This is a genomic window from Cellulomonas sp. EB106-03-03-XG116, assembly GCF_058792015.1.
Map to the genome: position 1 here is coordinate 14027 of NZ_JBYTEP010000034.1, position 26501 is coordinate 40527.

Genomic DNA, 26501 nt, shown 5'->3' on the forward strand with positions numbered 1-26501 from the left:
CGGGCGCGCGGCACGGAGGCGGCCTGGTCAGCGGGGCGCGGCGGCCCGCCAGAGGTGCATCGCCGCGTACGAGCGCCAGGGCGACCACTCCGCAGCCCGTGCCGCCAGCGCCCGGTGCGCGGCCGGCTTCGGCAGGCCGGGGTCGAGCGCACCCGCCGCCGTCGCGCCCGCCACCAGCGCCACGTCGCCGGCGAGCCACGCGTCCGGGTCGCCGAGCACCCGCATCGCCACGTACGCCGCGGTCCACGAGCCGACTCCCGGCAGCCCGACGAGCCGCTCCCGCAGCGCCACCGGGTCCGCCCCGACGTGCGCGGGCAGCGACCCGTCGACCAGCGCCTGCGCCGCCGCGCGCACCGCCGCCACCTGGCGCGCGGGCAGCCGCAGCGGCCGGTCCGGGTCGGGGTCGGCGCCCGGGACCGGCGCCGGGACGGCCGCGAGCACCTCCTTCGACGTCGGGAACAGCCGCTCCAGACCCGGGATCGCCGACGCGTACGGGGCGCCCGCGACGGCGGTGAGACGCCCGAGGTGGCCCCGCGCGGCGGCGACCGAGATCTGCTGCCCGACGATCGCCCGGACGACGAGCTCGGCGGGGTCGACGGCGCCCGGCACCCGGATCCCCGGCGTCGCGGCGACCAGCGGGGCGAGCACCGGGTCCACCCCCAGGGCCGCGTCGACCGCCGTCGGGTCCGCGTCCAGGTCGAGCAGCCGGCGCACCCGCGCCACCGCCGTCCCGACGTCGGCCAGCGAGGCGAGCTCCAGCCGCGCCGACAGCCGCCACCCGCCGCGACGGTCGGGCGTCGCCACGACCTCGACCGCGCCGGGCCCGTGCGGCAGCGCCAGCGTGCGGGCGTACCGCAGCGGGCCGTCCTCGGGCAGGTCCGCCACCTCGACGCCGGCCACGGCGCGCACGGCGAGGAAGCCGAGGACCCCGCGCGCGTCGTACGGCTGCCGGACCGGCAGCGCCAGGTCGAGCCGCACCTGCGGGGCGACCCCCGGCTCGCCGGCGGGCACGCCCCACGGACCGGCTGGCTCCTGCGCCCCGGTCGCAGACACCCCCGGCGACCCCGCGGCGCCTGCGGCCCCCGACCGCGCCGCACCCCCGACCCCCGACCTCGTCGCACCCGCGGGCACCGCCGCGCCCTCCGCCCGCCGCGCCCGCGCGCGGAGCTCGGTCGGCTGCACCGCGAACACCTCGCGGATCGTGTCGTTGAACTGCCGGACGGAGCCGAACCCCGCAGCGAAGGCCACGTCGGTCACCGGCAGCGTCGTCCCGACCAGCAGCGCCCGCGCCGTCTGCGCGCGCCGCGCCCGCGCGAGCGCCTGCGGCCCGGCCCCGAGCTCGGCGACCAGCATCCGGTGCACGTGCCGCGGGGTGTACCCGAGCTCGGCGGCGAGCGCGTCGACCCCGCCGCGGTCGAGCAGGCCGTCGCCGATCAGCCGCATCGCCCGGCCCACCGCGTCCCGGCGCAGGTCCCACTCCGGCGTGCCGGGCGTCGCCTCGGGGAGGCAGCGCTTGCAGGCCCGGTAGCCCGCCTCGTGCGCGGCGGCGGACGTCCGGTAGAAGGTCACGTGCTCCCGCCGCGGGGTGCGGGCCGGGCAGGACGGGCGGCAGTAGATGCCCGTCGACGACACCGCGGTGACGAACTGCCCGTCGAACCGGGTGTCCCGCGCGTCGATCGCCCGGTACCGCTCCTCGAACCCGGGGTCGCCCGGGGCGCAGCGCGCGTGCGCCGACACAGGAGCCGCGGTGGTCGCCGGTGCGGCGGGGGCGGGGCTGGTCATGCACCCAGTCCACCGCGGCGCCTGCGCGTAGTCCAGCGGCGATCGGACATCGCCTTTCGGCGTGCGGGGTCCGCGCTGCCCCTCGGGTGCAGGGCGGTGTGACGCGCGAGACGCGGTCCCGGCGTGACGCCGCGCGCCGGTCGTCCTATCTTTGTACTGACCAGTCAGTGCGAAATGATCAGAGGCGACAGTGTCTTCGGAGCCCACCCCGACCCGCGAGGTCGAGCAGCAGCGCGACGCGCACCCGCACGCGGCGACCACCGACGCCGCGCAGCCGGACGTCGACCTGCACGACCCCGAGGTCGCGCCCACCCCGCCCCCGCCGGCCGTCCGCGCCCGCGGCCTCGTGCTCACCGGCACCCGCGGTCCGGTGTACGGCCCGGTCGACCTCGACCTGCCCACCGGTGCGCTCACCGTCGTCCAGGGCCCGCAGGGCGCCGGCCGCTCGAGCCTGCTGCTGACGCTCGCCGGCCGGATGGTGCCCGACCGCGGCTCGGAGCTGACCGTGCTGGGCGAGGACCTGCCCCGCCGCCGGTCCGTCGTGCAGCGCCGCGCCGCGGTGGCGGGCTTCGCCGGGGTGGACGAGCTCGACGACTCCGTGACGGTCGGCGACGTCGTCCGCGAGCGGCTCGCCTGGCTGTCGCCCTGGTACCGCTGGACCGGCCGCGTCTCCCAGGAGCGGTTCGCCGCCCTGGCCGGGCCGGTGTTCGGCGAGCGCCCGCTCCCCCGCGTGCAGACCGTGATCTGGGACCTGGACGAGGTCGACGCGATGCTGCTGCGGGTCACCCTCGCCCTGGCCCAGGAGCCCGACCTGCTCGTGGTCGACGACGTCGACCAGGTGCACGACTCCGGCCGCCGGCAGACGGTCTGGACCCGGCTCGAGGCGCTCGCCGCCGCCGGCACCACCGTGATCGCGTCGGTCGCCTCGCTGGACGAGGTCGCCCGGATGCGCTGGTGGGCCGCCCCCGAGGTCGTGAACCTCGCCACCGGCCCGCACGCCGTGCCCGCCGCCTGAACCCTCCCGCTTCTTTCTCACGAGGACCTCCCGATGCTCTCCTCCCTGTCGACCGGCACCGAGCTGCGCCGGTTCCGCCGCGGCCTGCTGCCGAAGCTCGCCGTCGTGGCGATGCTCGCCATCCCGCTGCTGTACGGCGCGCTCTACCTCTGGGCCTACTGGGACCCGACCGGCAACCTCGACCGGCTGCCGGTGGCCCTGGTGAACGCCGACGAGGGCGCGACCCAGGACGGCGAGCCGCTGCGCGCGGGCGACGACGTCGTGGACGAGCTGCTCGACTCCGAGGCGCTCGACTGGCGGCAGGTCGACGCCGACCAGGCCGCCGCGGGCGTCACCGACGGCACCTACTACTTCGCGGTCACGCTGCCCGCCGACTTCTCCACGGACATCGCGTCGATCGGCGGCGACACCCCGACGTCGGCGGAGATCGACGTCACCTACAACGACGCCAACTCCTACCTGGCCTCGACCCTGGGCCGCAGCGCGATGACGCAGATCCGCGCCGCGGTGTCCGCCACCATCGGCGAGCAGGCCGCGGACCAGGTGCTCGTCGGGCTCGGCTCGGCGCGCGACGGCTTCGCCCAGGCGTCCGACGGCGCCCTGACGCTGACCGCCGCGAGCGGCGACCTGTCGTCCGGTGCGCACCAGGTCGCCGACGGGGCGACCTCGGCCGCGGACGGCGCGGCCCGGCTGTCCTCCGGCGCCGCGGACCTCGCGAGCGGCGCCGGCCGGCTGGACTCGGGGGCCGCGACCCTGGCGACCGGCGCGGGCACGCTCTCGTCGGGCGCGGGGTCGGCCGCCTCGGGCGCGGCGGACCTCGCTGCGGGGGCGCAGCGGCTCGCCGACGGGGCGTCGGACGCCGCGACCAAGGCCGGCGCGCTGGCCGACGGGGCGCAGCACGTGAGCGACGGGGTGGACGAGGTGGCCGCGACGGTCACGGCGCTGTCGTCCGGCGCCCAGGGCCTGTCGGGCACGCTCGCGACCGCCGGGCAGCAGCTCGGCACGCTCGCGCAGCAGCGGGCCGCGGCCGGGGACACGGCGACCGCCGCCGCGATCCAGGCGGCGCTCGCGCAGCTCCAGGGCGCCGTCGCGGACCTCGACCTGCCGGACGCGGCCGCCCAGCAGCAGGCCGCGGCCGACCTCCAGGCGCTCGTGACCGGGGCCCACGACCTCCGGGACGGCTCCGCCGCCCTGGCGACCGGCATCGGCACGCTGTCCTCGTCGTCCGCGGAGCTCGCGTCGGGCGCCGGCACCCTCGCGTCCGGCACCGCGCAGGTCGCCGCCGGCGCGTCCGACCTCGCGGGCGGCGCGGGCACCCTCGCCTCCGGCGCGTCCGACCTCGACTCCGGCGCGCACACGCTCGCGTCCGGCGCCGCCGATCTCGCGTCCGGCACCGGCACCCTCGCGTCCGGCGCGACACAGGTCGCCGACGGCTCCGACCAGCTCGGCGACGGCAGCCAGGAGCTCGCCGACAAGCTCGCCGACGGCGCCGCCCAGATCCCGGACGACTCCGACTCGACCCGGTCCGACCGGGCGAGTGCCCTGAGCACCCCCGTCGAGCTGTCGAGCACCGACGTCGCCGCGGCCGACGGCTACGGCGAGGGCTTCGCGCCGTTCTTCGTCCCGCTCGCGCTGTTCGTCGGCGGGCTGATCACCTGGCTGCTGCTCCGTCCGCTGCCGCCGCGCGGCCTCGCGACCCCCGCCCGCGGGTGGCGGATCGCGCTCGCCGGCTACCTGCCGGCGCTGGCGATCGGCGTGGGTCAGGTCGTGATCCTGCTGACCGTCGTGCACTTCGGGCTCGGCCTCGGCTGGTCGACGGCGCTCGGCACCGCGGCCTTCACGGTCCTGGTCGCGGGTGCGTTCCTCGCGGTGCAGCAGATGCTGATCGCGGTGCTGGGCGCCGCAGCGGGCAAGGTCGCGATCATCGCGCTGCTGATGCTGCAGCTCACCGCCGCGTCGGGCACCTACCCGGTCGAGACGACACCCGGGTTCTTCCGGGCGCTGCACCCCGCGCTGCCGATGACCTACGCCGTCACCGGCCTGCGCGAGCTCACGACCGGCGGCACCGACGCGCGGCTGTGGACCTCGGTCGCGGCGCTGGCGGCCTTCCTGCTCGGCTCGCTCGCGATCACCTCGTGGCGGGCGGCCCGGCAGCGGACGTGGACGCTGTCCCGCCTGCACCCCGCCCTGTCGATCTGAGAGGCTGGGTGCCATGCCAGCCGCCGCCGACGCCGTGCCCGCGCCCTCCGGGGCCGTCGACTCCCCCGGCCCCGGCCGGCGCGACACCCGCCGCGCGATCATCACGGCGACCGTCGCGCTCATCGCGGACCGCGGGTTCTCCGCCACCTCCGTCGACGACATCGCCGACCGGGCCGGCGTCGCCAAGGGCAGCGTCTACTACAACTTCGGGTCCAAGGGCGCGCTGTTCGAGACCGTGCTCACCGAGGGCCAGCAGGCGCTGACCACCGCCCTGCGCGGCGCCGCCGAGGGGCGCGAGGGCCGGGACGCGGTCGGCGCGCTGGTGCACGAGCTGCTCGCGCAGATCCAGGGGCACCCCGACTTCGCCAAGGTGCTGGTGGCCGAGGTGTTCCGCACCGGACGCGACTGGCAGGACTCGATCCGGCAGGTGCGCGACGAGTCGTTCGCCGTGTTCGCCGAGGTCGTCGAGGCGTCCTGGCCGCACCGCGACCCCTCGCTCACCGCCGCGGCGATGTTCGGGGCGACGCTCGTCGCCGGGCTGGAGTGGCTGGCGTTCCAGCCCGACCGGCCGGTCGCGGACGTCCGCCGCGCGGTGCTGGCGACGATCCTGGACCCGCTGCCGGGCTGAGGCGCGCGATCCCCCGGAACGCGGAACGGGCCCCCGAGCGTGTGCTCGGGGGCCCGTTCGCGAAGCTGCGGGGTGCTGCGCCTCAGAGGCGGCCGGCCTGCTGCGGCACGCCGCCGAGCAGCTCCATGACCTCGGACTCGAGGAACCGGCGGTGGCCGCCGAGGGTGCGGACCGCGGAGAGCTTGCCGGCCTGGGCCCAGCGGGTGACCGTCTTCGGGTCGACCCGGAACATGACCGCGACCTCACCCGGCGTGAGCAGGGAGGCGGAGGCCTGGGTCGGGATCTGGGCCTCGAGGGGGTACGTCATGATGACTCCTAGTCGGTTCGGTAGCCCGGCTGTCCCCTTGGGACCCGTGGCTTTGCGTCCCCGCCTTGCAGCGGGTTTGCCGTTGTCGCTCAACGAGGAGAACTATACAGAAATCGGACAGAACGGCAAGTACCACCCGAGAGCGGACAGAACCGCAGGTCAGCGGTGTGCGCGTTCACATCGCGGACGGGCGCCGACCGCTCCGCGGCTACCAGCGCCGCCCTGCCGTCGCCACCGGGGTCAGCCGGACGGGCGCCGACGCCACCCGTCCGGGGGCGGTGCCGGACGCGAGGATCACCCGGACGGCTGGCCCGCGGACGCGCCCGTGCCGGCCGGGGGCACCGGTCCGCCCGCTCCGGAGCCGCCGCCGGGGCCGCTGCCGCCCGTCGGGTCGAAGCGGTAGCCCATCCCCGGCTCGGTCAGCAGGTACCGCGGCGCGGCCGGGTCCGGCTCGAGCTTCTTGCGCAGCTGCGACAGGTACAGCCGCAGGTACCCGGTGTCGGTGATGTGCTCGGAGCCCCAGATGTCGGACAGCAGGGTCTGCCGGGTGACGAGGCGCCCGGCGTTGCGCACCAGCACCTCGAGGATCCGCCACTCCGTCGGGGTGAGCCGCACCGGCTCGGGCGGTGTGCCGTCCCGGGTCACGGTGGTCGCGGTGAGGTCGACGGTCACGTCGCCGATGCAGACCAGCGGCTCGGCGTCGGAGCCGCCCGAGGCGCGGCGGGTGAGGGCCCGGATCCGGGCGAGCAGCTCGTCGACCCCGAACGGCTTGGTCACGTAGTCGTCGGCGCCCGCGTCCAGCGCCTCGACCTTGTCGGCGGAGCCGGTGCGCCCGGACAGCACGAGGACCGGCGCCGTCGTCCAGCCGCGGAGCCCCTGGATCACCTCGACGCCGTCGAGGTGCGGCATCCCGAGGTCGATGAGGTACAGGTCGGGCTTGTGCTCGATCGCCTGGTTCAGCGCCGACACCCCGTCGGTGGCGACGAGGATCTCGTAGCCGCGGGCCCGCAGCGTGATGCGCAGGGCGCGCAGGATCTGCGGGTCGTCGTCCGCGATGAGGATCTTCACGCCGCGCGCTCCCCCGGGTCGGGCGCGGCGCCGGCCTGGCGCAGCGCGATCACCATGGTCAGCCCGCCGCCGGGGGTGTCCTCCGGCCCGAGCGTCCCGCCCATCCCCTCGGCGAACCCGCGCGAGAGCGCCAGGCCGAGCCCGAGGCCGGTGGCGTTGTCCGTGTCGCCGAGCCGCTGGAACGGCACGAACAGGTCCGCCCGCCGGTCGGCGGGGACGCCGGGGCCGTGGTCGACGACGCGGATCTCCACCCGGTCGGCGAACGCGCTCGTCTGCACGCGCACCGGCACGCCCGCGGGGCTCGCGTGCACGGCGTTCGCGAGGACGTTGACGATCACGCGGCGGAGCAGCGCGGGGTCGGCCTCCACGGGCGGCAGCGCGGGGTCGAGCTCCAGGTGCACGGCGTCGGGCCCGAGGCCCAGCTCGTCGAGCGCGGGCAGGATGACGTCGTCGACGTCCGTGGGGCGCACCGAGACACCGAGGACGCCCGCCTGCAGCCGGCTGACGTCCAGCAGGTCGGTGACGAGGCCGGTCAGGGTCGCCAGGCTCTCGTCCGCGGTCGCGAGGAGCTCCTCGCGGTCGGCCGGCGACCAGTCGACGTCCTGGGACCGCAGGCTGCCGACGGCGGTCGTGGCGGCCGTGAGCGGGCGGCGCAGGTCGTGGCTGACCGCGGAGAGCAGCGCGCTGCGCACCTGGTCGGTCTCCCGCAGCGGGCCGATGGCGTCGGCGTTGCGGCTCAGCCGCTGGTGGTCGAGTGCCGCGGCGACCTGCGCGACGACGACGCCGAGCAGGCGGTTGTCCGCGCCGTCGACGTCCGGCACGGCGGAGTCGGTGCCGCGCGGGACGCCGTCGCCGCGGTCGAGGTCCAGCACCGTGTGCTCGTCCACCGGGACGTGCGGCGACCCCGGCCGGACGGTGCCCGACTCCGCGAGCACCTCGTCGTCCGCGCGCAGCCGCACGCCCGCCAGCCCGAAGGCCTCCCGCGCGCGCTCGATCAGCGCACCGAGCGCGTCCTGGCCGCGCAGCACGCCGCCGGCCACCGTGGCGAGCAGCTCGGACTCCGCCCGGGCGCGGTGCGCGGCGCGGGTGCGGCGGGCGGCGAGGTCGACGACGGCCGCGACCAGGGCGCCGTTCACGACGTACAGGGCCAGGGCGAGCGCGTGCACGGGCTCGCTGACGGTGATCGTGTGCGTGGGCGCGACGAACAGGTAGTTCAGCGTCAGCCCCGAGAGCAGGGCGGTCAGCAGCGCGGGCCACAGCCCGCCGACCAGCGCGATCACGACCACGAGCAGCTGGTACGCGAGCACGTCGCTCGCCAGGGAGTCGGGGCTCTTCGCGGTGACCAGCCACCAGGTGAGCAGCGGCCCGAGCAGCACGCACAGCGCGAAGCCGAGGAGGCGCCGCCGCACGGTCAGCGCACCCGTCACCCGGGGCAGCGGCAGCCGGGCGCCGGCGGCCGCCGCGTGGTTGACGATGTGCACGTCGATCGGCCCGGCCTGCCGGATCACCGTGGCGCCGATGCCCGGGCCGGTCAGCGCGGCCTTGAGCCAGCCGCGCCGGCTCAGCCCGATGACGAGCTGGGTCGCGTCCTGCGCCCGGGCGAACGCGACCAGCGCGCTCGGCACCTCCTCCCCCACCACGTGGTGGTAGGTGCCGCCGAGCTGCTCGGCGAGCGCCGCCTGGGCCGCCAGCGCGCCCGGGTCGGTGTCCCGCAGGCCGGTCTGGGCGCTGACGTGCACGGCGAGCAGCTCCCCGCCGGACGACCGGGCCGCGATCCGGGCGCCGCGACGCAGCAGCGTCTCCCCCTCCGGCCCGCCGGTCAGGGCGACGACCACGCGCTCACGCGCCTCCCACGGGGCCTCGATCGCGTGCTCGGCGCGGTAGGAGCGCAGCGCGGAGTCGACCTCGTCGGCGAGCCACAGCAGCGCCAGCTCGCGCAGCGCCGTGAGGTTGCCGAGCCGGAAGTAGTTCGACAGCGCCGCGTCGACGCGCTCCGCCGGGTAGACGTTGCCCTCGGCCAGCCGGTCGCGCAGGGACTGCGGGGCGAGGTCGACCAGCTCGATGTTGTCGGCGGCCCGGAGCACCGCGTCGGGGACGGTCTCCCGCTGCGGGACCCCGGTGATCGTGCGGACGACGTCGTTGAGCGACTCGATGTGCTGGATGTTCACCGTCGTCAGGACGTCGATCCCGGCGTCGAGGAGCTCCGCCACGTCCTGCCAGCGCTTGTCGTTGCGGGAGCCCGGGGCGTTGGTGTGGGCGTACTCGTCGACGAGCGCGACCTGCGGGCGCCGGGCGAGCACCGCGTCGACATCGAGCTCGGTCAGCGCGATGCCGCGGTGCTCGACGCGGGCCCGCGGCACGACCTCCAGGCCCTCGACCAGCGCGGCCGTCGCGGTTCGGCCGTGGGTCTCGACGACGGCGACGACCACGTCGCGGCCGTCGGCGCGCAGGTCGCGGCCGGCCTCGAGCATGGCGTAGGTCTTGCCCACGCCGGGCGCCGCCCCGAGCAGCACGCGCAGCCGGCCCCGGGTCATCCGCTCACCCCTCCTGGTCGTCGAGGGCGAGCTCCGGGCGGTGCGACGACCGCCGCCGCCGCGTCCCGGGGCGCTCCAGGTCCCTGCCGTGATCGTAGTCCCGCCGGAGGCGGTGACCTGCGGCGGGACGGGGCGCCGCCGCGCACGCCGCACCCCGCCCGGTGGCCCACGCAGCACCCTGCCCGCCGCCCACACCGCACCCTGCCCGCGGCGCGCGACCCGATCGCGCGCCGCGGGCGCCGGCTCACGGCGCGGGCCACCCCTCGTCGGCCGCCGTCGCGTCGAGCACGCGCCGCAGCCGCGCCCGGTGCACCGCGACGGCCACCCCGCCGGCGACGAGCAGCAGCGCCGCCCCGCCGAGGAGCGCCGCGTCCACGCCCGTGACCGCGAGCGGCTGCTCCGGCTCCGGAGCCGCCTCGGGCGCGGGCGCCGCGACGGTCAGCGTCTCGGCCGGGTCGCCGCACGCCCCCGCCGACAGCGCCGTGCCGTCGGCGGCCGTGGTGCGCTCGACGTAGCCGTAGGTGCCGGGAGCCGTCGTCGGGTACCGGTCCGTGACGTACTCCCCCGGGCCGTCGACCAGCGGGATCGGCGCCGACGTCCAGATCGGCTCGCCGCAGACGAGCGGCTCGCCCTCCGGCGCGTGGAACAGGTCGACGACGGTGGTCACCCCCGTCGGGACCGTGCCGCTCACGACCACGACGTCCCAGAGCGCGTCGCCGACGACCGGCCCGTCGCCCGTGTCGGACCGGCTGACCGCGTCGGGTTCGCCGCCCGCGTCCGGCGGGGTGGAGCCCTCGGCCGGGGCGGCGCCTTCGGCCGGGGTCGAGCCCTCCGGTGCGGCGGAGCGCGCCTGCGTCCGGACCGCCAGGTCCGCGGTCACGCGCGTGGTCTCGTAGGGCAGCCCGCAGACGCCGGTGTGCCGGACGGACCCGTCGGCGGCGTGCAGCGTCTCGACCCAGTAGACGGTGCCCGCCCGGTCGGGTGCCGGCGCGCTCCCGGAGTCGTAGAGCCCGGCACCGGGGACCGGCACCGCCGGGGACGTCCACAGGAGCGTGTCGTCGTCGCACGCGGGCTCGGCGTCCGGGTCCTGCGGGCCGTAGGCACGGAACACCAGGTGGTCACCCGGGTCGGTCGTGCCGGTGACGAGGGCGACGTCGTGGATCGGCGCACCGGTCGCGGCGGACGGCTGCGCGCGCGTCACGACGGAGGGCGGCACCACGACCTCGGGCGGACCGGGCACGTAGAACACCTCCCGCACGTCGTCGAACGGGCTGACGAACGCCTCGACCCGGTCGTCCCCGGCGAACGCGTACACGAACACGAAGTAGTCGCCGCCGGGGTAGGTGGCCCGCGCCGGTGCCAGCACCGGGTGCGCGTCGTCGTAGCCGACCTCGAACACGCCGTCCACCGCCGCGAGCGTGTCCGTCCAGTGCACCGGGGCGTCCTCGGGCACCTCCGGGCCGTCGGGCGCCGCCTCCAGCGGGCCGTACACGGTCACCGTCGCCTCCCCGAGGTCGGGCGCCCAGCCGCCGAGCCCGCCGAACTGGCCGTGGTCCTGCGGGTAGCCGCTGATGGTGATGCGGTCGAACGCCCGGCCGCCCGGCGCGACGTTGTACTCGCGGACCTCCGACTCGTGCACGAGGTCGAACCGGTCGACCGCCGTCTCGACCTCCTCGAACCACGGTGCCGCGAAGTCCTCGCGGACGTAGTCCGCGAACCGGCCGGCGTCGGCGCGGCGGATCGTGACGACCGCGGTGTAGAAGCCCGGGCCGCTCGCGCGCACCGTCCCCGCCGTGCTGACCGTCCCCGGCCCCTCGGCGACGACGCGCTCGACCCCCGCGACCGGCGCACCCGCGGGTGGTGCCGCCGCCTGCGGCTGCGGGCTGTCGTACGGCCCGTACCAGGTGACGTCGGCGGGCAGGGCGACCGGTGCCCCGTCGACGACGGCCCACTCGTCCCCGGGCGCCGCGGCGAACGTCACCACGTCGACGAGCGGGTCCCCGGCGCCGACCACGACGTCGCGGACGGTGGTCGTCGCGCGCGGGCGGAAGTCCCGGACCACCTCGAACGGCTCGCCGGGCACCGTCACCTCCGCCGGGTCGTGCCCGGGCCGGTTCCCGTAGGTGAGCTGGTCCTGCCGGTTCGCGGCCAGCTCCAGCACCGTGAGCGTCGTGCGCCAGGCCTCCGGGAACCGGACCTCGTACGACACCGTGCCGTTGCCGGTCGCGGTCCAGCCGAGCGTGATCGGCGCCGCCGTGGTCGTGCCGGAGTACGTGCGGGTGCCGGTCGCGTCCAGGGTCGCGGGACCGCTCAGGGTCACCGTGAACGGGACGCCGGCCACCGCCTGCCCCGACGCGGACCGCAGCGCGATGCCGCGGATCTCGCCCGTCCGCGTGCCCTCCCCCGCGACCGACCCGGCGACGCCGGTCCACGGCCCGGCCTCGGCCGCCGCCTGCGCCATGATCTGCGCGGCCCGGTCCTTCACCGCCTGCGGGGTCGCGGCCGCCAGCAGGCCGCGGACGGCGCCGACGTCCCCACCCGCCATCGAGCCGGGGCGCTGGTGCCGCTGGTGCACCTCGTAGCCGAGCGCCGCCTGGGTGAGGTCGTCCGTCGACCAGCGGTGCCGGGCGAGCGCGGCCGCCAGCTGCGGGTCGTCCACGTGGGTCGCGCCGCGCACGGTGTCGGCGGGCCCGGACGCGGTCACCCGGGCCTGGACGCAGTACCCGTGCTCGTCGGACCCGGCGGGCCCGTCGAGCGGGCCGAGCTGGACGGGCCCGTAGCCGGACGGGGTGATGCTGATGCCGGTCGCCGGGACCGCCGCGGCGGCCGGTGCCGGGCCGGGGGCGAGCAGCAGGGCGAGGCCCGCCCCCGCTGCGAGGGTGGCGGCGAGCAGCGCCGAGGTGGCGCGGCGGGCATGCCAAGATGGCCGTGCTTGCATGTCAGGTCTCCTGAGGAACTGTCGAGCGGGCGCGAGGGTCCGGTGTGCCAGCACCGGGCCCTCTCCGCTGGGTGCGGTCGGTCGCGGGTCGTCTCGTCGTGATCGGGGCTCAGCTCAGCGGCGCCTCCCCCGCGGCACGCCGGTCATCCGAGGTCCCAGACGTTGCCGTGCTCGTCGCCGCCCCAGCCGCCGCCCTCGGTCTCGACGACCACCGTCCAGCCGTCCGGCACGGGGTCGCCCGGGGACCAGCCCGAGAGCCAGCCGTCGTACCGGCCGGTGCCCGGGCCGGTCGTCGAGCCGCCGGAGGACCCGCCGGGGGCCCGCGTCCCGCCGGACGAGGTGCCCGCCGTCCCGCGCGTCCCGGACGACGACGCTGGAGCCCGGGCCGCCGCCGCGCGCTCCGCCGCGAGCCGGTCCTGCTCGGCCTGCCAGGCCTCCTCGGCCGCCGCGACGTCCGCCCGCGCGGCCGCGAGCGCGTCGGCGCGCTCCCGCAGCGTCGCGGCCGCGGCGTCCAGCTCCGCCGTGCCCGCGGGGACCGGCGAGCCGAGCGACTCGTCCGCCGCCGCGAGCGCAGCGGCGAGCACCTCCCGGACGGCGTCGTCGAGCACGCGGCCCTCGGAGGCCGCCAGCGCCGCGCGCGCCTCGTCCGCGAGGTGCGCCAGCGCCTGCACCGCCTCGGCGTGCCCATCGTGTGCGCGGTCGTGCTCCCACGCCTCCTGCGCCGAGCGCACGGCCGCGACCGCCGCGGAGATCCGGCCCGCGCGGTCGTGCGCGGCCCCGGACTGCTCGAGGGCCCAGGTCGTCGCCGCGGCGCGCGGCAGGTCGGGGTCGGGCGCGGTCGCGGGCACGTCGACGAGCAGCGCGGCGAGGTCGGTCCGCACCGCGTTGTCGGCGACGCGCCCGGCCGAGCCCGCGAGCGCGGACCGGCCCTCGTCCCGGGCGTCGCGGAGCAGCGCCGCCGCCTCCGCGAGCGCCGCCGTGGCCCGGTCGTGGGCTTCCGCCGCCCGCGCGTCGCGCTCCCGCAGGACGCCCCACCCCGCCGCGACGACCACGACGAGCAGGACGGAGAGCACCCGCGCCGCGCGACGCCGGGTGGCGCGTGGCGCGGCGGGCGGGGGCGGGTCGACCTCACCCTGCGCGGCGCCAGACGGAGCGGGGTCGTCGAGGCCGGCGCGGGGCGCGGGCAGAGCGGTGTCGGGGCGTGCGCGCATCGGGGGTGCTCCCGGGGTCGGGGACGGTCGAGCGCGGCTGAGCCACCGACTCTAGCGAGCCCGCCCCGTCGCGCCGCCAGCCCCCCCGTCGAACCCTGGGGACGCAGCCCGGCGTGTCCCTCGCGGCCCGGGTCAGGCCTCCGGCTGCACCCACGCGGGCTCGTGCGACCCGGCAGGCAGCGAGACCTGCCCGAGGTCCCCGATCAGCACCGTGAGGTCGTCGTCCGCGCTGACCCCGTCCGGCAGCGCGACGACCGTCGTCGCCGGGACCCAGTCCATCGTGCACGGACCGTCGCCGAGCTCGGGGAAGGTGACCGCGACGGTCCCGTCGCCGGGGTCGGTCGCCGACGGGTCGGCGACCGCCGGGCAGCTGCCGGACCCGTAGGTGACGACGTAGAGCAGCCCGTCGTCGGCGGTGCGGGCCGCGCCGGCCACGGCGTCGACCGGCGGAGCGGTGAGGCCGTCGGGCAGGCCCACCACCGACGACCCCGCGACGAGCGCGAGGGTCGGGGACGGGCTCTGCGTCGCAGGCTCGGCCGTCGGCGAGTCCGCGTCACCCGCGGAGCCCGGTCCGGAGGCGCACGCCGTGAGCAGCGCGACGGCGCCCGCAGCGGCGAAACCGCGCCACCGTCGGGGCTCGGCCCCGCGCGTGGCCCGCCGGGAGGCCTCCGGCGCCCGGGTCGCGGCACGGTCGTGGGTCGTCGGTCGAGGGGCCATGGCTGCACTCCGATCGTCGGCTGCTGTGACGTGCGGTCCCGCGCTGCGGCTGTCGCCCGCGATCGCACGTCGAGGCTAACCGCACCCCGCGCGTCGCCCCCGGGACCCGGGACCCAGCACCCGACGCATCCCCGCAAACACGCAATTTGAGTAGGTATGGCCGTCATTTGCGCGCGGTCCCGGTGCGAGTACCCCTGGAGGCAGGACGTGCGTCGCGCCGGACCTGTACCGGTGAACCCGCGAGCCCGGGCGGCGGCGACGCGGCTCCCCCGGCGCCGGCCACCGCCGACGCCGGGGACGCGCCTCCCCATCGATGCACCGGAGCGCCCGATGACCGACCTGACCGCCCCACCGACCGACCGGGCCACGTGCGGCTGGCTGCCCCTGCCCGTGGGCCCGCCGCCGAGCCCGCCGCCCGACCGCGGCGACCACCGGCCGCCGGACCCGCCGGCGCCCTCGCCCGCGAGCACCCGTGCGGACCCACCGCCCGAGGACCCGGTCGAGCCCGCCGCGGTGCAGGCCGCGCTGGAGACGCTGACCCGCTGGCTGCGCTCGGGCGGCACGCTCGTGTGCGCGTCCGGCAGTCCGCACGACGCAGCACGTGCGGACGACGCCGCACCCGGATCGCCGGCCGACCCCGGAGCCGGCACCACGCCCGATCCCGGACCAGGCCCCGCGCCCGATCCCGCCGACCGGGCGTGCCGCCACTGCCGCCCGTCGGTGGACCCGGTCCAGGTCCGCGCCTGGGCACGCGAGCGTGGCCTGGGCGTCGCCGACCGGGGCCGCCTCCCCGCCGCGATCGTGACCGCCTACCTCGCCGCCCACCCGCACGCCTGACGACCCGCCGCACAGCACCCACCTGCCGCACCAGCACCACCTTCCGCACCAGGACCACCCGCCGCCCGGGGACCACCCGGACCGCCCGCGCAGCGACGCCCGGTCCCCGTGCGCACGCCGCCCGCCGCCCCACCCGTCGAGGAGCCCCGTGCCCGCTGCCCCGCTCGTCCTCACCGCCGCCGCCCTCGGCCTGGCGATCGGCTCGTTCCTCAACGTCGTCGTCTGGCGCGTGCCGCGCGGCGCCTCGGTGGTCCGGCCGCCGTCGGCGTGCCCGGGCTGCGGGCACCGGATCCGCGCGCGGGACAACGTCCCGGTGCTGTCCTGGCTGCTGCTGCGCGGCCGGTGCCGGGACTGCCGAGCGCCGATCGCGCTCCGGTACCCGCTGGTGGAGGCGGGGACTGCGGTGCTGTTCGCGACCGTCGCCGCGGCCGCGGGGCTCGCGTGGACCCTGCCGGTCCTGCTCTACCTGGCGGCGCTCTCGGTGGCGCTCACGCTGATCGACCTCGACGTCCACCGGCTCCCGGACGTGCTCGTGCTGCCGGCGTACCCGGTGTGCACGGCGCTGCTCGCGCTGGCGTCCTGGAACCCCGGTGGCGAGCCGGGCTGGGGCGCCCTCGTCCGCGCGGCGATCGGCGGCGCGGGGCTGTTCGCGTTCTACCTCGTGGCCGCGCTGGCGTACCCGGGCGGGATGGGGCTCGGGGACGTGAAGCTCGCGGGCGTGCTCGGGCTGTGCCTGGCGTGGTTCGGCTGGGACGTGCTGCTCGTCGGCGGTTTCGCGGCGTTCCTGCTGGGCGGGCTGTACGCGGTGGGCCTCGTGGTCGCCGGCCGCGCGGGCCGGCGGTCGGGGATCCCGTTCGGCCCGTGGATGCTCGCCGGGGCGTGGCTCGGCATCGCGCTCGGCGGTCGTGTCGGCGACTGGTACCTCGGCCTGCTGACGTAGCGGGGGCTCGGCTCCACCGGCGCGCCGCCGGCCGACCCGGGACCTCCCCGCCCGCCGAGAGTGCAACCGACGCGGCGAGCGAGCAGTCGGCGACTACCCGCTCGACGCGTCGACTGCTCGCTCGGGCAACGCCCCCGCCCGGGCACAGGGGCTGCCGCCGCACGAAGCCACGGCGGCACGCCGCCCGCGGCCGCCGGCGACGGCCGTCAGCCGCAGGCGTCAGCGCGCCCCGAGCTCCGTCACCGCCCGGACCCGCCACGCCTCGCCGAGCAGCGGCGCGAGGTACGGCGGTGTCCCGCTGGTGAGCGCGGGGTCGTGCACGATCGTCGGGTAGTGCCCGCCGTCTCCGTCGACCGCCGCCCGTCCGACCGCCCCGGCGTACCGCTGCGCGAGCGAGCCGTGCACCACGACGTCGAAGCCGGGGTCTGCGGTCCAGTGGTGCTGGACCCGCAGCGTGCCGGACAGCGCCTGCACGGCGGCCTGGATCTGCAGCCCCGGGCCGTCGTCCTTGGCGGGGTGGGGCACCCCGGTGCGGTGGTCGCTGTACCGGTGCGGCCAGGAGTCGAACCGGTCCCCGACGCGGCTCTCGGCCTCGGTGGGCGCCCGCACCGTGGCGGCGCCGATCTCGAGCCCGAAGTCCCAGCGGGCGTCGCCGGCGTCGGTGCCGGACCCGACCAGGTCGGTGACCACGGGGTTCAGCACCTCGACGTCCCGCCCGGCCACGATCCCGAGCAGGCACTCGGTGCCGAGGTCGGCGCACCCGTCCCCCGGTCCGGCGCCGGTGCGGAGCACGTCGCCCGTCACGACGACCGACTCCTGCGCGACGAACGTCAGCCCGCCGCCCCCGTCGTCGGCGCCGGGCGAGAACTGCCCCTCCAGGTAGAGGTTGCCGTACCGCGCCCACTTGGTGGTGCGGGTCGTCTCGGGGTCGATCGCGCCGGTCAGCCACCCGGCGCCGAGCGCGGGGTCCGGGGTCGGGCCGTAGCTGCCGACGGGCAGCCGGCCGTAGGGCCCGTCGCCGCCGACCTCCTGGGTGACGGTGTCCAGCGGGGTGTCGACGGTCCAGGCGCCCGCCGCGGCGGCGTGCTCACGGGGCGTGGTCCAGACGACGACCGCGAGCCCGTCGGGCACGTCGACCGTCCCGGTGCCGCAGGTCGGCGTCACCCCGTCGGGTCCGGCGACCGCGGACGGCGCCCCGCGCGCCGCCGCGGCGGCCGTCCCGGGCGACCACACGCGCATGGTCCTGCCCTCGCCGACGATCCGGGTCGCGCCGTAGTAGTGGCATCCCGGCACGTCGGCGTACAGCGTCGCGGTGCTGGTCGGCAGCGCGGTCCAGGTCCGCTGCACGGGTGCCCAGCCGCCGAGCAGCGCCTCGGCCTCCGCCGCCGACGCGTCCCCACCCGCGGCCGCGCCGACGCAGGACGTCCAGGTGGCTGCGTCGCCGTCGGCCGGCTCGCAGGCGGGGTCGGCGGTCGCGTACTCCCCGTCGACCAGCGGGTCGTCGGCGGCCGGGTCGGTGCTGCCGACCGCGATCCGGTCCCGGGTCAGGACGCTGCCGGTGATGGAGTCCCCGGCAGCGAGGGTCGCGAGGTTCGCGCAGTCGTCGACCCGGTCGGCCGCGAGCAGCAGCGTGCCCGCGCCGCAGCCGTCCGCGAGGTCGGTGGGCAGCCCCAGCGCGCGGCGGCCCTCCGCCCAGGTGGTCGGCTCGACGAGGTCGGACCCCTGGTGCAGCGCGTGGTCCGCGGTCGACCCGCGGGCGAACCGCACCTCCAGCACCCGCTCCACCGAGCCGGACCGGCCGGTGACCGTCAGGGTGAGGGACGTCGCCCAGAGGTCGTCCAGCTCGTCGGGGGCACCGGTCACCTCGTAGTGGTAAGCGGGCGACGAGTCGGGGTCGTCGCCGTCCGTCACCGGGGCCCACCCCGTCGCGCCCGCAGGCCACGGGCAGGTGTGCCCGAGGACGTCGGGGTCCTGCCCGACCAGCGCCGGGTCGTCGCAGTCGACGTCGAGCCACGACGCGGGGTCGTCGAGCAGCCGCTGCTGGTAGTCGGCGGCGCCCGCCTCGGCCGCGGCACCCGCCTGCGTCCAGTGGGCGTGACGCGCGGCGGGCCGGACGGCGTTCGCCGCGTACACGGCGGTGACCATCGCCAGCGCGGTGAGCGCCAGGAACGTGAACAGGACCGTGACGCTGGACAGGCCGGCGTCGGACCGGCGGAGGTGGCTCATGGCAGCAGCCCCGAGGGTGTCAGGCGGTCGGTGAACCGGGACGGCTCGTCGCCGGTGGTCGGGTCCTGCTGGAGGGCGAGCGAGACCAGCACGGTGCGGACCAGGTGCGGGGCGGCGGTCTCGTCCCCCGCGGCGTCGAGGTAGGTGAACAGCGGGTCGCCGCCGTCCCGGACGGCGCGCGCGAGGACCGCGGCCTGCACCCGTCCCTCGCACTCGGGGGTCGCGTCGTCGTCCGCGCAGTACGTGGCGCGGTCGCCGTCCACCGGGCGCCGGGTGGTCTGGGTGAGCACGCCGTCGTCGAGGACGTACTCCACCCGCGACGGGCCGGCCGCCCCTCCCGGGTTGTCCAGGTCCGCGTAGACGGTCAGGCCGTCCGGCGCGAGGTCGGCGAACGCCGACCGCTCCCGGCCGCCGACCGTCACCGGCACGACGGCGCGTCCGATCACCCGGGACAGCTGCATCAGCGCGTACCGGCCCTCCTCGGTGTCGTCGACCCGGTGCCACGCCGCGCGGTCGGAGCGCTGGATGCCGGCGGTGAGCGCCGCGACGCCGACGAGGACGATGCTGAACACCGCCATCGCGACGATCAGCTCGGTGAGGGTGACCCCGGCGTCGCGGGGCCGCGTGACGTCTCGCCGGCCCACACCGCGCCAGCTCCGGGCGGTCACTCCCCGCCCCCGCGCGCGATCGTGACGACCCCGTCGGCGTCGCGCACCGCCACGACCTCGCCGGTCACCGACAGCGCGACGTCCACCGTCCCGCCCGGCGGTAGGCCGACGGGGATCAGCGACCCGGGACGGGCCCCGAGCCACACCGCGTAGTCGGTCGGCCACAGGGCGCGCAGGGTGAACTCGCGCGTGTCGTCGAACAGCGACACGACCGCGTGCTGGCTCGCCACCGGAAGGTTGTCCGTGGGACCCGGGTCCCAGACCGGGACGTTGTCCCACGGGGCGACCACCACGACGCGGTACCAGGCGCCGTGGTCCTCCGCGGTGAGGACCGGCGTCGTCCACGTCCACTGGTTCAGGCCGAGGTGCAGCTCGTCCCACGTCCTGCCGCGATCGACCGACCGCTGCCAGGACATGAAGAGGATCCCCGGTCCGCTGCCCTGCGCCTCGAAGGTGATCCGAGAGCCGACCGAGGCCGACTGACCCATCGGCGGGACTGTGATCTCGGGTTGCGCTGACCGGTACGTCGGCAGCTCGCCCTCGGGCGTGAGCACCCGGATCGTCGCGGCGCGGGAGACGTCGAACCCGGTCGCGTTCGAGACGACGGCGCGGACCATGAGGCGGTCCTGGACGCGGACGTCGCCGGCGAGGACCTCCCCCGCCACGAGTTCGAGCTCGAACAGCTCCTCCCCCTCGGCGACGTCCCGCCAGGTCTGGCCCCCGCTCGTCGAGGCCTGCCATAGCGCGTGCAGCGGTTCGTCGCCGGTGGCGGACACCTCGAGCGTCGCGGCGCCGTCGTGCGCGATCTCCTGGTCGTCGGGGTGCAGCGTGATGACGGCCTGGTCGGGCACCAGGCCCGGCGTGCCGTCCCACCAGACGGCGTCCGCCGCCACGTCCTGGTGCCGCATGGGGTACCGCCAGGACGTCAGCGTGCGGTCGTCGGCGACCACCGCGGCCTCGATCTCGGCGGTGCTCCGGACCTGCCCGGGCGCCGCGCTGTCGGCCGGCACCAGCGAGACGGGGAGGTCGTCCAGGTCGGGGCCGACCACCGCCTCTCCCGCCTCGTCCAGCACCGTGAACCGCAGCGTCGCCTCGCGCCGGACCTCGACGACGGCGGACCGCACGATCCCGGCCTCGGCCCGGCCGAGGTACTGCGCTCCCGTGCTGAACCGCCCGTCCGCGGTCACGTGCTGCGCCGACTGCTGCGTCGCGTCGCCCGCCTGGACGGCGTACCAGTGGTGCGGCGCGGGGTCGGCCGTCGGGTCGATGTCGAAGACCGCACACCCGTCAGCGCCCGTCGTCGTCGAGGTGACCGCGGGCGTGCCGCCGGTGCGCTGTTGGGACGAGAGCAGCTCGACCCGCAGCCCGGGCACCGGCGCCGTCTCGTCGTGCACCTGGACGGCCACGAACGACCGCTCCGCGAGCGCCGCGCGCTCGGTCAGCCGCACCGGAGAGGAGCCGGTCTCCCAGGACACCTCGACGGCCACCTCGACCAGCGCGGCGGACGCGACGGCGGCCGACAGCCCCGCGCTGCACACGTCCGCGCCGTCCGGGGTCACGACCCGGGCGGTCCGGGTCACCTGGAACGGGACGCCGCCGACCTCGACGGTGCTCGTGTCGTCGAGGAAGGTCGGGTCGATCGTCGGCGTGACCGGCCCGCCCGCCGCGGCGGCCAGGGGCTGCGCCGCCAGCTCCCGGGCCTCCGCGACGACCGACGACGCGAGGTGGGTGGCGGCCACCCGGCGCTGCGTCTCCACCGACATCCGGAACGTGCCCATCACGAACGTGAGGAGGGTGGCGGCGAAGATGCCGAACAGGGTGGTGGCGACGACGGACTCGACGAGGGTGAAGCCCTCGTCGCGTGCGCGGCGCAGCCGGGCCAGGCGCCGTCGGGGGGTCACGGCGAGTCCTCGCCCGCGGGGTCGGCGGCCTCCTCGGCGGGAGTCTCGGCGGGCTGGACCGCGGAGGCGTCGACCAGGACGAAGGTGTAACCGGTGATGGTCATGGTGTCCGCCCCACTGAGGTCCGCCGCAGAGGTGACGAGGAACAGCCGGTCCTCGACCGTCTGCAGGTCGCTCAGGTACTGCAGCTGCTGATCGAACGTCCCCTCGACGGTCAGGTTCACCGCGACCCGGAAGAGCCGTCCGGCGCCGCCGGCGTCGCTCGGCGTCGGAGTCGACCGGGACACCGAGACGACGGTCGCGCCCGAACGCGCCGAGAGGTGCGCGAGCTGCTGAACGAAGGACTCAAGCTCCAGGTCGGTCGGGAACTGCCGGCGCAGCCCGTCGAGCTCCGCCTCCAGCGCCGGGAGGTTCTCCCGGTCTGCCGCGAGCCGCGCAACCTCCAGCCGTCGCGTCTCGTTCAGGTCCTCGACCCGGACCGCCTCGGCAGTCGCCCCGTCCTTCTCCTCCAGCATCGGCGAGAGCGCCAGAAACCAGCAGGCGGCCGCGGCCAGCAGGGCGACGATCGCGGTGCCCGCTCCCCACAGCGAGCGTGCGCGCTTCATGACGTCGCCTCCTCGGTGGCGTCGGAGGCCTCGGACTCCGGGACGAAGCGGTTCGAGCGGAGCGAGCGGTCCAGGTGGACGGACCCGTTGACGCGGTGCTTCCCGGTGTCGTCGTTCCGGTCGACGCTGGTGAACGTCGCCCCGATGAAGCCGCCCGCCGCGTCGAGCGTGGCGATGAGATCACCGCTCTGCTCGAGCGTCGGCACGTCGATCACCCAGCTGACCTCGCCGATCGCCTCGCCCGGGCCGAACGGGCCGTCGTCGCTCGAGAGGTAGTCGACCTCGAAGACGATCGAGATCGACAGGCTCTCGATGTCGGCGTAGCCCGGCAGGCTGGCCTGGAAGTGCCGGACCAGGTCGGCCCACAGCACCTCATTCCGCATGCCATCGGTGATCGCGGCGCGCACCGCGGCGATCTCCGATCGCGTCCTGGACACGTCGGCGTACGAGGCGACCTCAGCAACCAGGCGGTCCGACTCGACCTCTGCGGCGGTGCGGCGGGACTGCGCATCCGATCGCTGCGTCATCCCCCACGCCATGGCGGCCACGAGCACGAGCACGACGAGCACGAGGACCACGAGACACTTGGCGCGCAGGGCACGCAGGGCACGGCGCCCCCGAACGCTCTCGGGCAGCAGGTCCACCACGGGTACGGCACCGAGCTGAGCCGCCGCCTCGGATCGAGATGCGGCCGCTCGGTCACGCTGCAGGAGCGGGCTCATGCGGGCCTCCCGACGGCGAGGCCTGCTGCGACCGCCCACGCCGGTGGCGCCGCCTCGCACGCGCGCGCCGCCTTGCGGTCCACGGCGAAGACCTCGTCGGCCCGCGGCAGCGACACGGGAACGCGGGCGAACGTCGCCAGGTACTGCCCGAAGCCGGGGACGGCGGCGCCGCGGCCGGTGAGCAGCACGCGCTCCACGAGGCGGCCACCGCTCTGAGCGTGGAACGCGAGCGTTTCGGCCACGGTGACGGCCATCCGCTCGGCATGTTCGGCGACCACCGGCGCCAGGTCACCGTGCAGTGCTGTCCCGTCGTTCAGGGCGTGCTCGACAGCGGCCCCGTCCACCTGGTGCCGTCGCTCGATCTCTGCAGCCAGTGCCGTGCCGGCCACCGCGCCGAACCGGACCAGCAGCGGCACGCCGAGATCGGCCACCACGATGTGCAGACCGTCCGCGCCGACATCCACGACGGCCGTGATCGCCTGCGGCGCCCCCGGTGCGACCACCGCTCGGACGAGGGCGAATGCCGCGAGATCCACTCCCACGACGCGAAGACCGGCACGCTCCACCGCCTCCACGGCGGCTGAGGTGGCGGCGTCGGGGACCGCAACCAGCAGGCCCTCGACCTGGCCCCCGTGCTCGCGGATCGGGTAGAAGTCCAGCACGCAGTCCGCGACCGGCACCGGCAGCTGCTCCTGCACGAGGAAGGGCAACGACTTGCGCACCTGCTCCCGCGAGGCCGCGGGGAGCGTCATCGGACGCACGATCGCGTGCTCGCCGGCGACCCCGAGGACCACGTCGCGGCCGCGAACACCTGCCGCTTTGCAGGCCCGGCGCACGGCGGCGGTGACCCGAGCCGGGTCCACCACCGTCGCACGCTCGACGCAGCCCGGGGGGAGCGACTGCTCACCGAACCGCAGCAGCCGCGGCCGCTTGCCGGGCGCGCCGTCGACCTCGGCCACGCGGACGGCTGTCCGCCCCAGGTCGACGCCGATCCGTCGCTGTGTCACGTGGTTGACCTTCCGTTCACTCGAGTCCAGGACCCGCCCCGGCCCTCCGAGCGGAGGACCGGGGCGGGGATCACGGCGTCGCTCGGCGCGAGATCAGCCCGCACCTCCCCCAGCTGCGCCGCCCCCGTAGACCAGCTCGGTCTCCGAGCCCGCCGGGGCGCACAGCCCTGTCTGCAGACCGCCGTTGGCGGAGTAGCGGTGGCTCTTGTCCTTGCCTCCGGGCGTGTGGACGTTGATGCACCAGCTCCGCTCGCTCAGGTCGCGCGTGATCTCGGCGTCGGGCCCAGCTGTGGGCAGACCGGGCTGGACCATGAGCGTCGTGAACGCGCCCGCTGCGACCGGCGAACCGTCGTCGCCCACGAGGATGACCGTGTTCGAGATGCCGCCGAGCTGCTCGGTCGACTCGGCCCCGAGGCTGTCCACCACCCGCAGGACGTAGTTCGTCTCGGCCGCGTTCACACCCAGCTGGATCTTGTCGACACCGATGTTGACCAGCTGGGCCTGGATCTCGCGACCGAGGCCGGACACGTCGGACTGTGCCGCCGCGTCCCGGGCTCGGGCCTGCTGGTTGATGTAGAGCGGGATCGCGACCGCGGCCAGGATCCCGATGATGACGATCACCACGAGGAGCTCGGTGAGCGTGAAGCCCCGCTCGTCCTCGTCGCGTCGGCGGATGCGCATGGTCATTCGTCCTTCTCCTTCTTCAGGTCTTCCTCAACGGCACCGGGTGCGCCCGGTGCCCGCGTCGTGACGAAAGCGTCAGCTCTCACCGCACAGGCCCGTGGCGAGCCCGCCCGTGGCCGAGTACCGCCAGTTCTTCTCCTTGCCCGAGTCCGTGCGGACGTGGATGCACCACGTCTGCTCGGTGGGCGCGGTGGGAGCGCCCGCCGCGGGTGCGGGGTGCGTCATCAGGGGGACGCCCCCAGGTGGACTCGTCGACGTGACCACGTTGCGGCCGGAATCCAGGAGCTCGACGGTGGCCGACACACCGCCCAGGTACTCGAACTGGCCGCCCTCGTTGGTGGAGAGCGTGTAGTTCGCGCCTGCAGCGCTCTTCCCGATGCGGATCTTGTCCACGCCGATGTTCACGAGCTGCGCCTGGATCTCGCGCCCGATGCCGGACACGTCGGACTGCGCCGCCGCGTCCCGGGCCCGCGCCTGCTGGTTGATGTACAGCGGGATCGCGACCGCGGCCAGGATCCCGATGATCACGATGACCACCAGGAGCTCGGTCAACGTGAAGCCGCCGTCGTCCTGAGGGCGCGACCGCCCGCCCTTCCTCAGCCCGCGGATCACGAGTACACCCCGCAGAAGCCCGGCTTCAGGCCGCCGTTGGCGGAGTAGCGCCAGACCTTCTCCTTGCCGGACTCGGCCTTGACCTGCACGCACCAGTTCTGCTCGGTGAGCACGGTCGCGCCCTGCTCGTGCACCATCAGCTCGATGTAGTCCGGGCCGCCGGGCTCGCCCTGGGCCCGCACGGCCTCACCGTTCGCGCGCAGCAGGCTGACGCCCTGCGAGATGCCGCCCAGGTACTCCCGGGTGCCGCCGCCGTCTGTGGACAGCGTGTAGTTGGACTTGGCGGTGTTGATCCCGAGCCGGATCTTGTCCACGCCGATGTTCACGAGCTGCGCCTGGATCTCGCGCCCGATGCCGGACACGTCGGACTGCGCCGCCGCGTCCCGGGCCCGCGCCTGCTGGTTGATGTACAGCGGGATCGCGACCGCGGCCAGGATCCCGATGATCACGATGACCACCAGGAGCTCGGTCAACGTGAACCCGTCCTCGCGCTCAGGCTTGCTGCGAGACCACCGCCTCGCGTAATTCCGGATCAGCATCTCTGCTCACTTCCTCTTCCAGATACCTCACAAACACCACCGGACGCCGGTAGTGGGCCTGCATCCCCCTGGCGGACAGCCGAAATGCGCGACCGGACGGACGTCGCCACGCGGTCGCCGACCCATCCGAAAAGAATCATGAGAAGGAGCTCACATCTCGCTCGTCACCGTCAGAATGGGCATGTACAACGCGAGCAGCATTCCGCCGACGACCCCGCCGATGAGCACGAGCAGCATCGGCTCCAGGGCGCTCGTCAATGCCTCGGTGCCCTTCATGACCTCGTCGTCGTAGAAGTCCGCGACGTGTTTCAGCATCCCGTCGAGGTCCCCGGCGTCCTCGCCGACGGTGACCATCTGCACGACCAGGGAGGGCAGCACCCCGGTGGCCTCGAGGCTCTCGGCGAAGGACTGGCCGCCCCGCACGGACTCCCCCGCCTGCGCCGCGGCCTTCTCGATGACGATGTTGCCGCTGGTGGGCCCGACGACCTCCAGCGCGCGGGCCAGGGCGACGCCGCAGCTGACCATCGTCGACAGGCTGCGCGTGAACCGGGCGATGGCGAGCTTGCGCATGAGCGAACCGACGACCGGGGCGCGCAGGAGCCGCGGCTCGACGGCTTCGCGGACCCTGAGGTCCTGGCGGTGCCGGCGCCACCACCACAGGAACGCGGCGATCGCGGCGGCCAGCGGCAACGCGGCGACGGTCAGCACGTCCGACAGCACGACCAGCGCCTGGGTCGGCGCCGGCAGCTCGGAGTCCAGGCCCTCGAAGATGCTCGCGAACACCGGGACGATGAACAGGATCATCACCGCCGTGGCGACGACCGCGATCCCGAGCACCACGCAGGGGTAGACCATCGCCCCCTTGATCGTCCGCCGGAGCTTCAGGTCCGACTCCATCCCCGCGGCCGCCGATGCCAGCGCCTCGTCGAGGAAACCGCCGACCTCGCCCGCCGCGATGAGCGCCCGCGCCACCGGCGGGAACACGTTCGCGTGCCGGTCGACGGCCTCGCCGAGCGAGGCACCCCCGCCCACCTCGGCGTTCAGGTCGCGGAGCACCTCGGTCAGCGCGGGCTTCTCGGACTGCTCGGCGAGCACGTTGAGCGCGCGCGGCAGCGGCAGGCCGGCGCGGACCATCGTGGCGAGCTGCCGCACGACCATCGCGACGTCGGCCGGCTTGATCTTCTTGCCGCCGAGCGAGAGCTCCTTGTTCATCCCGGTGCTCGCGACCTCGGCGATCGAGGTCGGCACGAGGTCCAGCTCGCGCAGCCGGGTGGCCACGGCCCGCTCGGTCGAGGCCTCGATGCGCCCGGTGACCTGGCGGCCGTCCGGCCCGACGACGGCGTACTCGAACGTCTTCATCC

Annotated in this window: 22 protein-coding genes and 1 riboswitch; of the genes, 5 read left to right on the top strand and 17 right to left on the bottom strand. The window is 76.1% G+C overall.

The window, feature by feature from the left end:
- Positions 1–27: 27 nt before the first annotated feature.
- Positions 28–1782, bottom strand: coding sequence for an AlkA N-terminal domain-containing protein (locus AC3WUG_RS13000; RefSeq protein WP_492328047.1), 1755 nt, complete (start codon positions 1780–1782; stop codon positions 28–30).
- Between the two features lie 190 nt (positions 1783–1972).
- Between AC3WUG_RS13000 and AC3WUG_RS13005 the strand changes: the two genes are divergently transcribed.
- From AC3WUG_RS13005 to AC3WUG_RS13015, 3 genes are read left to right on the top strand one after another with little or no spacing between them, the layout of a single operon-like run.
- On the top strand, positions 1973–2797 hold the full coding sequence (locus AC3WUG_RS13005) for an ATP-binding cassette domain-containing protein (RefSeq protein ID WP_492328048.1): 825 nt from the start codon (positions 1973–1975) through the stop codon (positions 2795–2797).
- Between the two features lie 33 nt (positions 2798–2830).
- Positions 2831–4996 (top strand): YhgE/Pip family protein, encoded by a 2166-nt coding sequence (locus AC3WUG_RS13010; protein WP_492328049.1) that lies wholly within the window; start codon positions 2831–2833, stop codon positions 4994–4996.
- Positions 4997–5009: 13 nt separating this feature from the next.
- Positions 5010–5624, top strand: a complete 615-nt coding sequence (locus tag AC3WUG_RS13015; protein ID WP_492328050.1) for a TetR/AcrR family transcriptional regulator — start codon at positions 5010–5012, stop codon at positions 5622–5624.
- 82 nt (positions 5625–5706) lie between these two features.
- Here AC3WUG_RS13015 and AC3WUG_RS13020 read toward each other — a convergent pair whose 3' ends face one another.
- The 6 genes from AC3WUG_RS13020 to AC3WUG_RS13045 form a co-directional block, all read right to left on the bottom strand.
- Complete coding sequence (locus AC3WUG_RS13020) at positions 5707–5931, bottom strand: BldC family transcriptional regulator (protein WP_147796295.1); 225 nt, start codon at positions 5929–5931, stop codon at positions 5707–5709.
- Between the two features lie 16 nt (positions 5932–5947).
- A riboswitch (cyclic di-GMP riboswitch) is annotated at positions 5948–6022 on the bottom strand.
- A 203-nt stretch (positions 6023–6225) separates the two neighbouring features.
- A complete protein-coding gene (locus AC3WUG_RS13025) occupies positions 6226–6999 on the bottom strand; it encodes a response regulator (RefSeq protein WP_492328051.1) in 774 nt (257 codons plus the stop codon).
- Positions 6996–9533, bottom strand: coding sequence for a DUF4118 domain-containing protein (locus AC3WUG_RS13030; protein WP_492328052.1), 2538 nt, complete (start codon positions 9531–9533; stop codon positions 6996–6998). Before AC3WUG_RS13030 ends, AC3WUG_RS13025 begins: the two co-directional genes overlap by 4 nt.
- Positions 9534–9777: 244 nt before the next feature.
- On the bottom strand, positions 9778–12471 hold the full coding sequence (locus AC3WUG_RS13035) for a hypothetical protein (RefSeq protein WP_492328053.1): 2694 nt from the start codon (positions 12469–12471) through the stop codon (positions 9778–9780).
- 143 nt (positions 12472–12614) lie between these two features.
- Positions 12615–13544: a hypothetical protein gene (locus tag AC3WUG_RS13040; RefSeq protein WP_492328054.1), complete on the bottom strand. Its 930-nt coding sequence runs from the start codon at positions 13542–13544 to the stop codon at positions 12615–12617.
- A gap of 270 nt (positions 13545–13814) precedes the next feature.
- On the bottom strand, positions 13815–14399 hold the full coding sequence (locus AC3WUG_RS13045; RefSeq protein ID WP_492328055.1) for a hypothetical protein: 585 nt from the start codon (positions 14397–14399) through the stop codon (positions 13815–13817).
- 330 nt (positions 14400–14729) lie between these two features.
- Here AC3WUG_RS13045 and AC3WUG_RS13050 point away from each other — a divergent pair, with 330 nt between their 5' ends.
- Positions 14730–15236, top strand: coding sequence for an Lsr2 family DNA-binding protein (locus tag AC3WUG_RS13050; protein ID WP_492328056.1), 507 nt, complete (start codon positions 14730–14732; stop codon positions 15234–15236).
- Between the two features lie 148 nt (positions 15237–15384).
- The gene (locus AC3WUG_RS13055) at positions 15385–16176 is read left to right on the top strand and encodes a prepilin peptidase (protein WP_492328057.1); all 792 of its coding nucleotides are present in this window, start codon (positions 15385–15387) and stop codon (positions 16174–16176) included.
- Positions 16177–16395: 219 nt separating this feature from the next.
- Here the strand turns inward: AC3WUG_RS13055 and AC3WUG_RS13060 are convergent, their stop codons facing one another.
- From AC3WUG_RS13060 to AC3WUG_RS13105, 10 genes are all read right to left on the bottom strand, one after another.
- On the bottom strand, positions 16396–18402 hold the full coding sequence (locus AC3WUG_RS13060; RefSeq protein ID WP_492328058.1) for a hypothetical protein: 2007 nt from the start codon (positions 18400–18402) through the stop codon (positions 16396–16398).
- Complete coding sequence (locus tag AC3WUG_RS13065; RefSeq protein ID WP_492328059.1) at positions 18399–19046, bottom strand: PulJ/GspJ family protein; 648 nt, start codon at positions 19044–19046, stop codon at positions 18399–18401. Before AC3WUG_RS13065 ends, AC3WUG_RS13060 begins: the two co-directional genes overlap by 4 nt.
- Before the next feature lie 20 nt (positions 19047–19066).
- Positions 19067–20971 (bottom strand): type IV pilus modification PilV family protein, encoded by a 1905-nt coding sequence (locus AC3WUG_RS13070; RefSeq protein ID WP_492328060.1) that lies wholly within the window; start codon positions 20969–20971, stop codon positions 19067–19069.
- Positions 20968–21576 carry a hypothetical protein gene (locus AC3WUG_RS13075; protein ID WP_492328061.1) on the bottom strand — a complete coding sequence of 203 codons (609 nt, stop codon included), beginning with the start codon at positions 21574–21576 and terminating at the stop codon, positions 20968–20970. Before AC3WUG_RS13075 ends, AC3WUG_RS13070 begins: the two co-directional genes overlap by 4 nt.
- Positions 21573–22298: a hypothetical protein gene (locus tag AC3WUG_RS13080; RefSeq protein WP_492328062.1), complete on the bottom strand. Its 726-nt coding sequence runs from the start codon at positions 22296–22298 to the stop codon at positions 21573–21575. Before AC3WUG_RS13080 ends, AC3WUG_RS13075 begins: the two co-directional genes overlap by 4 nt.
- The gene (gene pilM / locus AC3WUG_RS13085; RefSeq protein WP_492328063.1) at positions 22295–23305 is read right to left on the bottom strand and encodes a pilus assembly protein PilM; all 1011 of its coding nucleotides are present in this window, start codon (positions 23303–23305) and stop codon (positions 22295–22297) included. The genes AC3WUG_RS13080 and pilM overlap by 4 nt, the downstream gene beginning before the upstream one ends.
- Before the next feature lie 93 nt (positions 23306–23398).
- Positions 23399–23992 carry a prepilin-type N-terminal cleavage/methylation domain-containing protein gene (locus AC3WUG_RS13090; RefSeq protein ID WP_492328064.1) on the bottom strand — a complete coding sequence of 198 codons (594 nt, stop codon included), beginning with the start codon at positions 23990–23992 and terminating at the stop codon, positions 23399–23401.
- Between the two features lie 72 nt (positions 23993–24064).
- Positions 24065–24601: a prepilin-type N-terminal cleavage/methylation domain-containing protein gene (locus AC3WUG_RS13095; protein WP_492328065.1), complete on the bottom strand. Its 537-nt coding sequence runs from the start codon at positions 24599–24601 to the stop codon at positions 24065–24067.
- Positions 24598–25140: a prepilin-type N-terminal cleavage/methylation domain-containing protein gene (locus AC3WUG_RS13100; RefSeq protein ID WP_492328066.1), complete on the bottom strand. Its 543-nt coding sequence runs from the start codon at positions 25138–25140 to the stop codon at positions 24598–24600. The genes AC3WUG_RS13095 and AC3WUG_RS13100 overlap by 4 nt, the downstream gene beginning before the upstream one ends.
- Before the next feature lie 150 nt (positions 25141–25290).
- On the bottom strand, positions 25291–26499 hold the full coding sequence (locus AC3WUG_RS13105; RefSeq protein ID WP_492328067.1) for a type II secretion system F family protein: 1209 nt from the start codon (positions 26497–26499) through the stop codon (positions 25291–25293).
- Positions 26500–26501: the final 2 nt, after the last annotated feature.